The 12611-nt window shown below is 67.1% G+C and carries 14 protein-coding genes; 8 read left to right on the top strand and 6 right to left on the bottom strand.

Translation table 11 applies throughout. The annotated features are described in order from the left end of the window. Window positions 1-187 precede the first annotated feature (187 nt). The 6 genes from J2751_RS02080 to J2751_RS02105 all read left to right on the top strand — a co-directional run bounded on the left by J2751_RS02080 (window position 188) and on the right by J2751_RS02105 (window position 4212). On the top strand, window positions 188-607 hold the full coding sequence (locus J2751_RS02080) for a hypothetical protein (RefSeq protein WP_209482808.1): 420 nt from the start codon (window positions 188-190) through the stop codon (window positions 605-607). Between the two features lie 79 nt (window positions 608-686). Then, the gene (locus tag J2751_RS02085; protein ID WP_209482809.1) at window positions 687-1016 is read left to right on the top strand and encodes a hypothetical protein; all 330 of its coding nucleotides are present in this window, start codon (window positions 687-689) and stop codon (window positions 1014-1016) included. A 70-nt stretch (window positions 1017-1086) separates the two neighbouring features. Next, window positions 1087-2025 carry a methenyltetrahydromethanopterin cyclohydrolase gene (gene mch / locus J2751_RS02090; RefSeq protein WP_209482810.1) on the top strand — a complete coding sequence of 313 codons (939 nt, stop codon included), beginning with the start codon at window positions 1087-1089 and terminating at the stop codon, window positions 2023-2025. Between the two features lie 7 nt (window positions 2026-2032). Further along, entirely contained in the window at window positions 2033-2554 is a 522-nt protein-coding gene (locus J2751_RS02095) for a hypothetical protein (RefSeq protein WP_209482811.1), read from the top strand. Window positions 2555-2609: 55 nt separating this feature from the next. After that, window positions 2610-3815 carry a potassium channel family protein gene (locus tag J2751_RS02100; RefSeq protein WP_209482812.1) on the top strand — a complete coding sequence of 402 codons (1206 nt, stop codon included), beginning with the start codon at window positions 2610-2612 and terminating at the stop codon, window positions 3813-3815. Window positions 3816-3852: 37 nt separating this feature from the next. Next, a complete protein-coding gene (locus J2751_RS02105; protein WP_209482813.1) occupies window positions 3853-4212 on the top strand; it encodes a nuclear transport factor 2 family protein in 360 nt (119 codons plus the stop codon). An 11-nt stretch (window positions 4213-4223) separates the two neighbouring features. Here the strand turns inward: J2751_RS02105 and arcS are convergent, their stop codons facing one another. The 3 genes from arcS to J2751_RS02120 all read right to left on the bottom strand — a co-directional run bounded on the left by arcS (window position 4224) and on the right by J2751_RS02120 (window position 8504). Then, window positions 4224-6029 carry an archaeosine synthase subunit alpha gene (arcS, locus tag J2751_RS02110; protein WP_209482814.1) on the bottom strand — a complete coding sequence of 602 codons (1806 nt, stop codon included), beginning with the start codon at window positions 6027-6029 and terminating at the stop codon, window positions 4224-4226. Window positions 6030-6108: 79 nt separating this feature from the next. Further along, complete coding sequence (idsA3, locus tag J2751_RS02115; protein ID WP_209482815.1) at window positions 6109-7155, bottom strand: geranylfarnesyl diphosphate synthase; 1047 nt, start codon at window positions 7153-7155, stop codon at window positions 6109-6111. Continuing rightward, the gene (locus J2751_RS02120; protein WP_209482816.1) at window positions 7152-8504 is read right to left on the bottom strand and encodes a ribonuclease J; all 1353 of its coding nucleotides are present in this window, start codon (window positions 8502-8504) and stop codon (window positions 7152-7154) included. Before J2751_RS02120 ends, idsA3 begins: the two co-directional genes overlap by 4 nt. Before the next feature lie 374 nt (window positions 8505-8878). Here J2751_RS02120 and J2751_RS02125 point away from each other — a divergent pair, with 374 nt between their 5' ends. Both J2751_RS02125 and J2751_RS02130 read left to right on the top strand, forming a co-directional pair. Next, entirely contained in the window at window positions 8879-9121 is a 243-nt protein-coding gene (locus J2751_RS02125) for an LSM domain-containing protein (RefSeq protein WP_209482817.1), read from the top strand. Next, window positions 9118-9294, top strand: coding sequence for a 50S ribosomal protein L37e (locus J2751_RS02130; protein WP_209482818.1), 177 nt, complete (start codon window positions 9118-9120; stop codon window positions 9292-9294). The genes J2751_RS02125 and J2751_RS02130 overlap by 4 nt, the downstream gene beginning before the upstream one ends. Before the next feature lie 621 nt (window positions 9295-9915). On the opposite strand, the gene J2751_RS02135 is transcribed toward J2751_RS02130, so the two are convergent. The 3 genes from J2751_RS02135 to J2751_RS02145 are packed head-to-tail and all read right to left on the bottom strand — an operon-like array spanning window position 9916 to window position 12601. Then, entirely contained in the window at window positions 9916-10962 is a 1047-nt protein-coding gene (locus J2751_RS02135) for a deoxyhypusine synthase (RefSeq protein ID WP_209482819.1), read from the bottom strand. A gap of 38 nt (window positions 10963-11000) precedes the next feature. Beyond that, window positions 11001-11273 (bottom strand): ubiquitin-like small modifier protein 1, encoded by a 273-nt coding sequence (locus tag J2751_RS02140; RefSeq protein WP_209482820.1) that lies wholly within the window; start codon window positions 11271-11273, stop codon window positions 11001-11003. A gap of 23 nt (window positions 11274-11296) precedes the next feature. After that, window positions 11297-12601 carry a TrkA C-terminal domain-containing protein gene (locus tag J2751_RS02145; RefSeq protein ID WP_209482884.1) on the bottom strand — a complete coding sequence of 435 codons (1305 nt, stop codon included), beginning with the start codon at window positions 12599-12601 and terminating at the stop codon, window positions 11297-11299. Window positions 12602-12611 lie beyond the last annotated feature (10 nt).

The following is a 12611-nucleotide window of genomic DNA, read 5'->3' on the forward strand; positions in this document are numbered from 1 at the left end:
CCGTCGCTTTCGATGTCGCCGTCGCTCTCGATGTCGCCGTCGCTCTCGATGTCGCCGTCGCTTTCGATGCCATTGGCGTGGTCGTCGCCGGAGGGATTCGAAGTGATATCACGACGGTCGACCTCAACGAATAAAACTGCTTCCGACCCGGCGACGACAATATAAAAACTCGGCCCGTATCGGTCGTATGGGGTATCCAGTCACCTACCACTGTCCCGCGTGTGAGACGATAGTCCAGATCGAACGCGACGGCTATCTCGCGGACAAGGCGGTGACTCCGTATCCATTCGAGGGCTGGGCGTACGTCGATCCGACGGCGGCGTTCGAGGGCGACGCCGCGGACGGCGTCCGGTTCGTCTGCGGCGAGAGCGACGGCGTCGTCTGGGACCCTCGCGGAACGAACGCCGACGGCGTCGACGAGAGCGGCGATGACGACGGCGAAGCCTCCGCCGTCGGGTGTGGTGAGTCCTTCTACCTCTCGTTCGTCCGGTACGACGAGGGACGAGAGATCGACCCACGGGCCGAAACCGAACTCGTGGAGATCGATCCGGATCCCCGTCCGAGCGGCCCCCGTGGACCCTCGGGGCCCGACGGCGGCTTCTGGTGAGCACCCTCGCCGAACGGGTCGGCTCCGAGGGGTCCACACCAACCGTATCGTTATGTCCCTGAAGCCCGACGGTCCACGTATGCCGGACACCAAGTCGGGGCGGGACAAGCAGGCCCACGATCAGGAACGGCGACGGATCGAGCGGGACGTCTCCGAGGCGGTCGACCGTGCCGACGAGTCCGAACCCCCGGACGACACCCCGGTCGAGTGTTACCGACGGAGCTGTACTGAGCCCGCCGCGTTCTCGGTCACGGAACGCTATCAGGAGGACACCGGAAAGGGTGCGGTGGAGGCGACGGCGCTGCTGTGTGAGATCCACACCGGGGAGGAAGCGCCGACGAACCTCGACAAGGCGTATTCGGACTACGTGTTCCGGGTCGAACCCGTCGCCGCGGCGAGCGACGACTGAGCGCTTCCGGACGCGCCGCGTGACGACGCCGACCGACAAACCCCTTAGGTGGGGAGGCAAAAGGGGGCGTATGGAAAGCATCAACCGGACCGCGATCGAGCTCGTCGACGAGGCGCTCGACTTCGCCGGCGAACTCGACGTCGCGGGCTACGAACTCGACAACGGAGCGACGGTCATCGACTTCGGGATCGACGCCACGGGTGGAGTCGAGGCCGGGCTCCTGTTGACGGAGATCCAGACGGCCGGACTCGCGAGCGTGAACACGCGCATGGGCGAGGTCGCCGACGCGCCCCGCGGCTACGTCGAGCTGTCGACCGATCACCCCGCAGTCGCGCTGTTGTGCTCGCAGAAGGCGGGCTGGGAGCTGGCGTTCGAGAACGGCTTCGAAGGACTCGGATCCGGACCCGCACGGGCGCTCGTCGGACAGGAAGCCGAGTTCGAGCGCGTCGGCTACTACGACACCTCGGAGTTCGCCACGCTCGCGATCGAGTCGACGACTCTTCCGGACGAGACTGTCGCCGAACACGTCGCCGACCTCGCCGAGGTCGACCCGGAGGGCGTGTTCCTCCCGACGTACGCCACGGGGTCGACCGCGGGATCCGTCTCGACCGCCGCTCGAGCCGCCGAGCTCGCCGTGTTCCGCCTGCTGGAGCTTGGCTACGAACCGACGGACGTGCTCCACGCGTCCGGCTCCGCGCCGATCGCCCCGGTCACGCGCGACGAAGGGGAGGCGATGGGACGCACCAACGACGCCCTCGCCTACGGTGGGGAGGTCCATCTTCAGGTCGCACGCGACGACGACCGGTTCGAGCGGATCGTTTCCACCGTGCGCGACGACTACGGAACCCCGTTCGTCGAGGTGTTCGAGGAGGCCGACTGGGACTTCTACGAGGTTCCCGAGAGCGTCTTCGCCCCGGCACAGGTCACCGTCGACGTCGTGGACGGCCCCGTGTACACGGTGGGAGAGACCGACGAGGAGCTGCTCGCGGAGTCGTTCGGCTATCGCTGACCCCCCGATGCGACTCAAACCAGTCCCCGAGCCGCCGACGGATCTCGACGCCCTCGACGCGTTTCGGCGGGCGGTCCCCCTCGTCCCCGGCAGCGAAGACGACTGCTGTGCCCGCCTTCGAGACCGACGTGACCTCGCGGACCGTCAGGCCGCGAACGACTGGCTCGCGTTCCTCCGAGCGCTCGGGCTCGCCCGCGAGACCCCACGGGGGTTCGTCCGGTCTGACGCGGCGGCGACTCCCGAACTCGTCCGGGAGGGGCTCCGTGACGGCGTACTGCTCGTTCCGGAGACGCTCGCGTTGTTGCGGGACGCGTCGACCGAGGAGCCGGTGACGCCCGCCTCGTTGTTTGCGGCGACCCGCGAGTCGGTCCCGCGTCACGACCGGGCGCGCGACCCGAAGTGGGAGGCGACGTGGCGCGAGCGAGCGGACCGGCTCCTCCGCTGGCTCGCGCTCGTCAATCTGGCGGAGGCGGTCGCTGCCGACGCGCCCGCGTCCGAGCCCGGGTACGTCGCAGGGGACGCGGCCTGACCGGCTCGGAAACCCGTAACAAACCTTTTACTCGCCCCCGGAGTGTTTACGGGACATGGGACGATTCGAGGGGCGCGAGCCGCCACAGAAGGTCACCTACGAGCCCGCGAGCGTGAAGGACCTCCTCGTGGAGATGAAAGACACCGCGGAGCTGCTTATCGACCTCTCCTACTCCGCCGTGCTCCACGGTAGCCCCACGGTCGCACAGGAGGTCATCGAGCTCGAGAACCGGATGGACGTGCTCCAGATGCGCGCCCGGATGAGCCTGATGCTCGCGGCCCGGAACCCGGACGAGGCGGAGCGGCTCGCACCCGTCCTCGGCGTCGTCGCCGCCGCGGACAAGGTCTCCGACGCCGCCGGCGACATCGCGAAGATCGTGTTGGAGGAGATCGGCCTCCCGGACGCGATGCGCGGCGCGCTCTCCGAGGGCGTCGAGACGCTCGTTCGCGCCACCGTCTCAGCCGACTCCGAGTACACCGGCAGGACACTGACGGGGATCGATCTGGAGTCCGAGACGGGCGTCCGAGTCATCGCCATCCGCCGCGACGACGACTGGATCCTCAACCCCGGGCCGAACACCCGATTACAAACCGACGACGTAACGCTCCTCCGTGGGCCCGAAGGTGGCGTGGCCGACGTGTATCCGACCCTTACCGGGGAGCCGTTCGAACCGGACGAGCCGGTCGAACCCGCCATCGACGATCTGGAGCGTGCCGTCGAATCCATCGTGTTGATGAAGAACCTCTCGGAGCTCGCCGTCGACTTGGCGTACGGCTCCGTGCTGTTCGACAACGAGGAACTCGCGGAGGAAGTGACGAACTTGGAAGTCGAGGTCGACGCGCTCCAGTCGCGGTTTGAGGCGTGGACGCTGCGCGCGGCGAGGGAGGCCGACGATCCGGTCGCACTCCGCGGACTCATCCACCTCGGCGTTGCCACCGAGGAGATATCCGATGCGGCGTTGGAGATCACGGAGGGGGTGATCCGCGACATCGGCGTCCACCCCGTCGTCGAGATGGCCGTTCAGGAGTCCGACGAGATCATCACCCGAACCACGGTGCGTAAGGGAAGCGCGCTCGACGGAACCGACGTCGTGGCCGGCGTCCCCGCGACTGACATCGCCACGAGCGTCCTCGCCGTCCGCCGGCCCGAGGAGGGATGGCTCGTCGGCCCGGACATCGACACGACGCTCCGCGCTGGCGACGTCATCATCTCGAAGGGGACGCGCACCTCTGCCGAGGAGTTCGACGAGTTGGCGTCGTGACCACACACCCCGCCGGATACGATCGATCCCTCGCCCGATGACCGACCCGGCAACGCTCGCTCGGGAGTACTACCGAACGATCGACGCCGACGAGTATGACGCGCTCGCCGACCTGCTCGCGCCGGAGTTCGTTCACGCACGCCCGGACCGGACGCTCTCCGGCCGCGACCGGTTCGTCGCGTTCACCCGCGACGAGCGCCCGATGACCGAGACGACGCACGTCGTCGAGACGGTGTACGACGTCGGACCCGGCGACTCCGGGAGCATCGCGGTCCGAGGTCGACTTCTCGACGCCGACGGCGCGGAGCTGTTCGCGTTCGTCGACGTGTTCACGGGTCGGGACCGCCGGCTCACACGGTTGGAGACGTACGTGTCCGCCGGAGCCGAAACCGGGTGAGCTGCGACCGACTACGACTTCTCGTCGACGTGGCGCACCTCGCTGGCGACCCCGCGGGTCGACTCGACCATCTCCGGACCGGACATCTCCGCGCGCCCGACCGCGAACGCCTTCGGTCCCTCGATGACGACCTCGTCGCCGACGCGGATCTCCGGGTCCGCGTCGACGACGCCGGGCGCGAGCACGGAGCCGTGCGGAACGAACCCGTCTATCTCGACCCGCTTCGTCGGCGCGTCGCTCTCGACCCACCGACGTGCGCCCGCGAGGGTAAACGAGAGCGTCCCGTACTGCGGGACCATGGTCGCGAGCTGGATTCCCGGTTCCCCCTCGCGACCGTCACCGTCGGCGTCGGCCCACACCTGGAGTTTGGGGTAGCGACCAGTGGTTAGCACGTCGTCGCGGTCCCCCTCGCCGAACACCGCATCGCCGGCTCCGTCCCCGAGGAGGTAGTCGGCGAGTGCCCGGACGGTGTTGTGCTCGCGTTCACGCTTGCTGTAGGCGGGCTCGCCGTGGAGGGCGGCGTTCAGCTCCCCCAGCGACTCGTCGGTCGTCGGATGGTCGACGCAGGTGTACTCGAACGGAACGTCGATATCGGGGTCGGCCTCGACGCGCTCGCAGATCTCGCGGTAGCCGTCCGCGGGGACGTGTGCGACCACTCGCGAGTAGTCGTTCCGGCGCAGATACCGTCGGAGCACCTCCGCGACGAATTCGATCTCTGCTTCGGACCAGTCGCCAGTGACGACCGCGTCGTAGTGTTGGGCGGGGTAGGTCGTCTCCAACTCCTGAGGAACCACACCGATGGGGGAGGTCATCGACACCGTGTGGCCGCGCCACTTGATCGCGTCGTGGAACTGTCGGTGGCTCTGGGAGTCGCTGTAGGGTTTCGTCGCCGAGCAGGGGACCAACACCAGCGGCTGGTCGGAAAACCGGTTCCGGTACCGGCTCGTCACGCGGTCGGCGAACCGCCGGATCTCCACGCGGTCGAGCGTCTCGGCCGACGCGGCCGTGATCTCGGCGTTTCGGAGAACGGGCGTTCGCTCCTCGAGATACCCCCACTGGTCGTCGAACAGCCGGAGCGTCGCCGTGAGCCATCCCTCGTGGCGCGCCTGTCCCTCCAAATAGTCGCGGAGCCGACCCGAGCGGATCCGCTCGCGAACCCTGCGGAGTTCGGCTTCGAGCGCGTTGACGTTGTGCTCCGCACAGTCCGCTCGCGTGAACGACTCGCGAGGCTTCGAACACGCGGGACACGCACAGGGGAGCTCTTCGAGGTCTTCGAGGAAGTGCTCGGCGTCGGTAGTCAGGTACTTCCCCTCTGTCCCCTTCGTCCGCGCGAGCGAGGCGTCGACGAGGTCGACGCCGGCGGCGACGAGCGTGGCGACGTTCGCGGGGGTAGCGACGCCCGAGAGCAGTAATGCGGTGTCGGCCGGCAGCGCGTCCTTTGCCGCGAGTATCGCGTCGCGGAACGCTTCGCCGTGGCCGACGAACCCGGCGGCATCCGCGAGGACGTACGCGTCCGCACCGACGTGTCGGAGACCCTCGCTGTCGACGACGGCCGCGGTCGGCGCGTCGAGGTCCGGGTGCTCGACACGGAACGACTCCCGCACCTCCTCCCGTGTCCCCGCGGGAAACGAGCGGTGTGGGAGCACCGTGAGCACTGACTCGTCGCCGTCCGGTACGTCGCGATCGGTCGTCCAGAGGCTTCCAGCGTCCGCCAGAAACGGGTCCGCGAGCGCGGGCGTCACGACGGAGTCGGCGAGGCGGAGCTCCCCGAGCCGGGCTGCGCCGTCCCGCTCGTGGACCTCGAAGTAGTCGGTCATACGTTCCCTCGCCGGGGGACGGTCAATTCTCTTGTGTTCCACGGACGCGGGTGGGGGTGATCGACGCCCCCGAAACGGCTCAGTGCCCGCGAGTGATGAGGTAGTCCGCGATGTCCTCCAAGAGGCTCCGAGACTCGCTTTCGGGGAGGACCTTGAGGTGTTCCTTCGACCGGGCAGTGAGCTCCTCGGCCGTGTTGCGAGCGTAGGCGATGGAGCCCGTGGCTTCGAGCGACTTGACCGCGTCGTCGACCTCCGGCTCCGTCACCTCTGCGGGCGTCTCGGCGTCGACGAGTCCGTCGACGTCGAGGCCCTCCTGTCGGGCGTGAAGCGTTATCAACGTCTCTTTCCCCTCGACGAGGTCGGAGCCGCGCTGTTTGCCGAGTTCCTCCGAAGGAACCGTCAGGTCGAGCACGTCGTCCTGGATCTGGAACGCTCGACCGGAGTCGATGCCGTACTGATAGAGCGCGTCGACGACTTCCTCGTCCGCGCCGAGGAGGATGGCCGGCGTCGCGGCGGCCGCACCGTACAACACGGCCGTCTTCAGCTCGACCATTTCCAGATACTCCTCGGGGAGGATGTCATCGCGGGTCTCGAAGGCGACGTCGAGCGCCTGCCCTTCGCAAATCTCCGTACACGTGGACGCGAGCATCCGCATCGCTTCCAATCCCGCGGCCGGGTCCGCACCGGTCTCGGTCATGAACTCAAACGCCTTCGAGTACAGCGTGTCGCCGGCGAGGATCGCCGTCGACGTGTCGTACTTCTCGTGGACCGCGGGCACGCCGCGCCGGAGATCATCCTCGTCCATGATGTCGTCGTGGATCAGCGTGAACGACTGGATCACCTCGATGGCGACCGCCGCACGCATGACGTCCACGGGCTCGCCGTCGAGGGAGGTGAACGCGCGGAACTCCTCGCCCATGGGTTCGGTTCCGGTGACGGCCTCCGCCGCGAGCGTCGTCACGGTCGGCCGGAGCCGCTTGCCGCCGGCCTCGAGGATGTATCGGGAGGCCTCGTACAGTCGCTCCGGGTGTTGGATCGGTAACTCCTCGTCGATAGCGGCGTTGACCAGTTCGCGCCGCTCGCGGATGGCGTCGAGCACCCGCGCCTCCGTCGTCTCGGTCGTCATTCGACGATCTGGATGGTGCTCCCGTTCTGCGTGACGTGGAGGTCACGACCGAGCTTGTACCCCTGTGAGCTCGCGAGATCGACGTACGGCGAGCGCCCCGTCATGTCTTGGTGACCGGGGATGACGTGTTGCGGCTGGAGCGCCTGGAGCATCTCGTAGTGGCCCTCCTCGCGGAGGTGACCGGAGACGTGGATGTCGTCGTAGAGGCGCGCGCCCTGCATCCGGAGCAGCTGTTCGGACTGGTAGCGCTGCCCCTCGTTCGTGGGCTCCGGGATGACGCTCGCGCTGAAGACGACCTTGTCGCCGTCCTCCAGTTCGTACGGCGTCTCGCCGCGACCCATGCGGGTCAACATCGCGCGCGGCTCGCCCTGGTGGCCCGTCACGATGGGGAGGAAGTTCCCCTTCCCCTCCTTCATGATCCGCTTGAACGCGCGGTCGACCGACTTCCGGTGGCCGTACATGCCGACGTCGCCCTGGAAGTCGACGAAGTCGAGCCGTTCCGCGGTGCCCGAGTACTTCTCCATCGAGCGGCCGAGCAGGACCGGCTGCCGGCCGATCTCGCGGGCGTACTCGACGAGCGTCTTCACGCGGGCGATGTGGGAGGAGAACGTCGTGGCGACGATGCCGCCGGAGTAGTCCTCCATCGAGGTGAGCGTGTCCTCGACGTGCTTTTTCGCGTACGACTCGGAGGGCGTTCGACCCTTGCGGCCGGCGTTCGTACAGTCCTCGATGTACGCGAGGACGCCCTCGTCCTGACGGCCGATCTCGCGGAAGCGGTCCATGTCGATCGGGTCGCCGATGACGGGGGTGTGGTCCAGTCGCTTGTCGAGGCCGTAGACGATCGCGCCCTCGGGCGTGTGCAGCACCGGATTGATTGCGTCGATGATCGAGTGCGTGACGTTCACGAACTCCATCTCGATCTGCTCGGAGTCGCCGATGGGCATCGTGCCGCCCGCCTCCATCTTCACGAGGTCGTTGTCGACCTGGAACTTCCCCTCGTCGGCGATCTGCTGTTCGACCAGTTCGATCGTGTACGGCGAGCCGACGACCGGCGCGTCGTAGCGGTGGGCGAGCTTCGGGATCGCCGCGATGTGGTCGAGGTGACCGTGGGTCGGGACGATCGCCTGGACGTCGCCCTCCAGGTCGCTCATGATCCGGTCGTCCGGGATGGCTCCCATGTCGATCAGGTCGAGGCTGTGCATCTTCTCGGCCTCCACGTTGTCGTGGATGAGGACCTTACTGAGGTTCAGGCCCATGTCGAAGATGACGATGTCCTCGCCCGCTCGGACCGCCGTCATCTGTCTGCCGACCTCCTCGTATCCGCCGATTGTCGCGATTTCGATTTCCATGATGTGTAGTCTGTGAGCGCCGTGAACCGGCGTCTATCACTGAGTCCCCGCAAAGGAGCCGTCAGCCCTGGCGTTCAACCGCGCGTCGGTGAAGGCCCCGCTACGGCCGAGTCGTCGCCGACCCACCGTGTCCCGCGGGAGTGTGGTATCTGGGAATACAGGTGCGTATCTTAAAAACACCCGGGTTCGGTCCCACAGCGCATTGTTCCCACCCAGTCGGCTACCACTCCTACAGAGGGAACTGCTTCGCTGGTACTGCTTTGAGATCGGCGGATCCGCTTCGAAAGATGCTGAAGAAGCGTCAACTCTGGTCGTATCCGTGTCCAGATGCGGTCCCGACATTTTTATTACCGCGAGGGGTCCGGGTACAGACAATGAGTGGACGACCCCTCGACGTGCTCGAAGCGTCGCTCGAGGAACCAGTGACGGTACATCTCAAGGACGGTACGACGTACTACGGCATTCTCGCCGGATACGACCAGCACATGAACGTCGTCATCGAGCCCGAAAGCGAGGTAGACGACCGCGTCGACGGCGATCTCGACGGGGAGTTCGCGGTCGCCATCGAAGACACAACGATTATACGCGGCGATAACGTCGTCACGATCAAAGCATGACCGGCTCCGGTACGCCCTCTCAAGGGAAAAAGAACAAGACGGTTCACGTGAAGTGCCGCCGCTGCGGCGAGAAGTCTTACCACCTCACGAAGGAGCGCTGCTCCTCGTGTGGCTTCGGCAAGTCCGCGAAGCGCCGCGACTACGCCTGGCAGTCGAAGAACGGCGACAACTGACGCGCTTTTTCGGTGGTCGCTCCGGCAGTTCGTTTATATACGTAGCGACTGCCCTGCCGCGGTTCGTTTATAAATTCCTCTCGGAGCGTGGAATCGGAGGGTGTAGTGTGATCCGAACGATGGAGTGACGTTGTTAACGGTCGTGCGCTTATAAATCGTTGATCGCGGATCGACGGTGAACTCCGCCAAAGCCTCAGCCGTGCGCTTATAAACTGTTGATCGCGGATCGACGGTGAACTCCCCCAAAGTCTCAGCCGTGCGCTTATAAACTGTTGATCGCGGATCGACGGTGAACTCTCCAAAGCCCCAACCGTGCGGGCGGCGTACGCTCGCTGCGCGCCTCGTCGCTCGTTTCACTCGCTCCTGCGGTGCTTGGCTTCGCCTACGCCGCCCGCACGGCTGCCCCTTTGAGTCCCACCCCGCACAGCAACCGCGCCTCGTACCTCCCCAACCTCGTCAGGGACGGTCGCCGAGCGGTTCCGGCGACCGTCCCTGACTCCAGCGAGAATTCTCTGGCAGCCGGCGCGGAGCGCCGGCGACCTCGCGCGGTCTGCTCGCGCCCTCTCGGACGCTCGCAGGCGCGCCACCGCAGTGGTCGTTTATAAGTCTCCGACGGCGACGCTACTCGATCCGCTCGCGGGCGGCCGAGACGAGCATCGGGAGCATCACGGTTGCGTCACCGTAGACGGAGGCGTTGCGCGCGTCCTTCTCCAGTTTCCCCCACGAGCGGGCTTCGTCCAGCGTGGCTCCCGAGAGTCCGCCGGTCGCCTCCGGATCCATCGTGATCTGGACGGCGTAGTCGTAGGCCCGCGGCGTGACGAGCATCGTTTGGAGCGTGAAGTTCTTCGGGACGCCGCCGCCGACGAGGAGACAGCCGGCGTCGTCGGCCGCAAAGGCGAGGTCCGTCAACTCGGTCATGTCCGCCAGCGCGTCGAGCGTAAAGTCGGCGGTCTGTCCGTACATCCACGCCTGAAGCCCCAACACGGAGTCTTGAACCGCCGGACAGTAGATCGGCACGTCCGACTCGTAGGCGGCGGCCGCGACGCCGGGATCCTCGGCGACTCCCTCCCGCTCGTTCACTTCGGCGTTCGCGCGGCCGAGTTCGCGGGTGAGGTCGGCGATGGAGACGCTGTCGTGCGCCTCCAAGGCGGGAAACACGTCATCACGGAGGTGGCCCTCGAACTCGGCGAAGTGCTCTTGGGGGAGATAGACGTTGTAGATGCGGTCGACCTCCTCGTCACGAAGGTTCTCGTCGTGCTCGCGAGCGCTCCTTTCGGGGTCGTGGGTGCGACCGTGGTGGTGTTTCCCGCCGATCGCCTCGATCGTGTCGTGGGTGAGGTTCGCGCCGGTCGTGACGAGCACGTCGATATAGCCGTCCCGTATGAGGTCCGAGACGACCCGACGCATCCCCGCGGGCACCATCGCGCCAGCGAGCGAACAGAAGACGGTACAGTCCTCGTCGCCGAACATCTCCGCGAGCACGTCGCCCGCCTCGTGGACGTCGGCCGCGCCGATCCCCGCCTCGCCGTACGACTCGACGAGCTCGCCGACCGTCATCCCCGCGGTCGCCCGCGTGTGTCCGACCGGGTCCTCGGAGAACTCCTCGCGGCCGTGGTCGTGTCCCGCCTCGTTCGCGTCCCCATGCTCCTCGTCGCTCGTATCGGTCATACTCGGAGTGGGGAGTCGGGCGGTTTGAAACGCCCGGATCAGCCGCCGCTCACCGGGGGAAACAGCGCGAGTTCGTCGCCAGCCTCCAGCGTCTCCGCCAGGCCGTCACCGTGGTGGACGTTCCGTCCGTTCCGGAGCACGTTGATGTGGTCGGCGACCTCGCCGTCCTCCATGATCCGGTCGCGAAGGTCCGGATGGGCCGCGAGCAGGGCGTCGAGCGCGTCGCCGACGGTGTCGCCGGGATCGACGTCGACCGACACGGTGCGGTCGCCGGCGATCTCGGCGAGGTCGGCGAACAGCTTCCAGTTCATACGATCCGTGCCGCGCGGACGCCTCAAGAGCGTTGCGTCCCGTCGGAGTCGGCAGTCGTCGCCGCGTCGTCGGCCCCGCTTGCTACCGCGTCGTCTCCGCCGGACGCCGTCTTGTCTCCGCCGCTTCCGCCGGCGTCATTGCTCGCAGTCGACGCGGCGGCCGCCTCGAAGCGCCGGATCGCGTCCGGGCGTCCGACGAGGAACGCGGTGTCCCCGGCGGCGAAGGCGTACGCCTGCGGCGGGATCGGCTGGATCGCCCCGTCGATCGGTCGAACCGCGGCGACGACGGCGGTCACGTCGCCGACGGCCGTCCCGACCAGATCGCTCCCCTCCGGGACGGTCACCGTCGCCATCGTCTCGTCGGCGTTGCGCAACAGCGAGGCGAACTCGCGGTCCGCCTGCGGTTCCGCCGGCAGTGTCACCAGTCGATAGCCGCCCTCGACGGAGAGTTCGGCCGCGTCCGACTCGTCGAGCGCGACGGTCGCGACGTCGGCGGCGACCCCCCGTAGCTCGCCCGTCGCGACGCGTTCCGGGTTGGGATCCGTCCGCCAGATCTGAACCATGTCGCCGGCCGTCGCGTTGTTCGGCGGATCCGCGGAGAGGGCAACCGCCACCCGCCCGGGCGCGAGCGTCGGACCGAGCCCGGTCACGCGGGACCCGACCGCGAAGTACTCCACTGTGCCGTCGGCGGCGACATCGACGTCGACGTACCCGACGCCGTAATCGGTTTTAATCCGTTCGACGAGACGGTTCCGAAGCTCTTCAACGGTGAGCTTCCGCGAGAAGATCAGCGTTTTGCCCGCGAGCTCCGCCTTCTTTTCGTCGGAGACCGGTTCGTAGGTGTCCATGTCCTTGATCTCCGCTGCGGGTGGGAGCGTCACCGGTGTCACGCGACCGACCGTCCGCACGATTCGGCTCACCTCGCCTTCGAAGTTCTTTCGGCTCGACAGCGCGAACACGTCGACTGCGAGCCGGTCGCCCGCATAGCGTCCGAGCGGTGACATGACCGCCGCGACTCCGAGCGAGACGACGTTGAAAACGACGCCGTCGACCGTGAGCAGCTCGGGATCTTCTGCCCCCGCAAGCGCCCCGAGCGATGTCGTGTTGAGATACAGCGCGACGACCGCGACCCCGAGCAGTATCGCGACGCCGTCGGGTATCTCGGTTCGGAAGTACCACCGATACACCAGCGAGCCGACGCCGGCGACGAACGTGGCGAGAATCGCGAAGGTCACGAGCGTGATCGCCGCCAACTGGGGCTGACTGAACGTGACGCCCCCTGCCGCACCGACCATGGTGGAAGTGGTCCACACCGTGGACGCCAGCATCGCTCCGCCG

Source organism: Halorubrum alkaliphilum (genome assembly GCF_017873815.1).
Classification (GTDB): domain Archaea; phylum Halobacteriota; class Halobacteria; order Halobacteriales; family Haloferacaceae; genus Halorubrum; species Halorubrum alkaliphilum.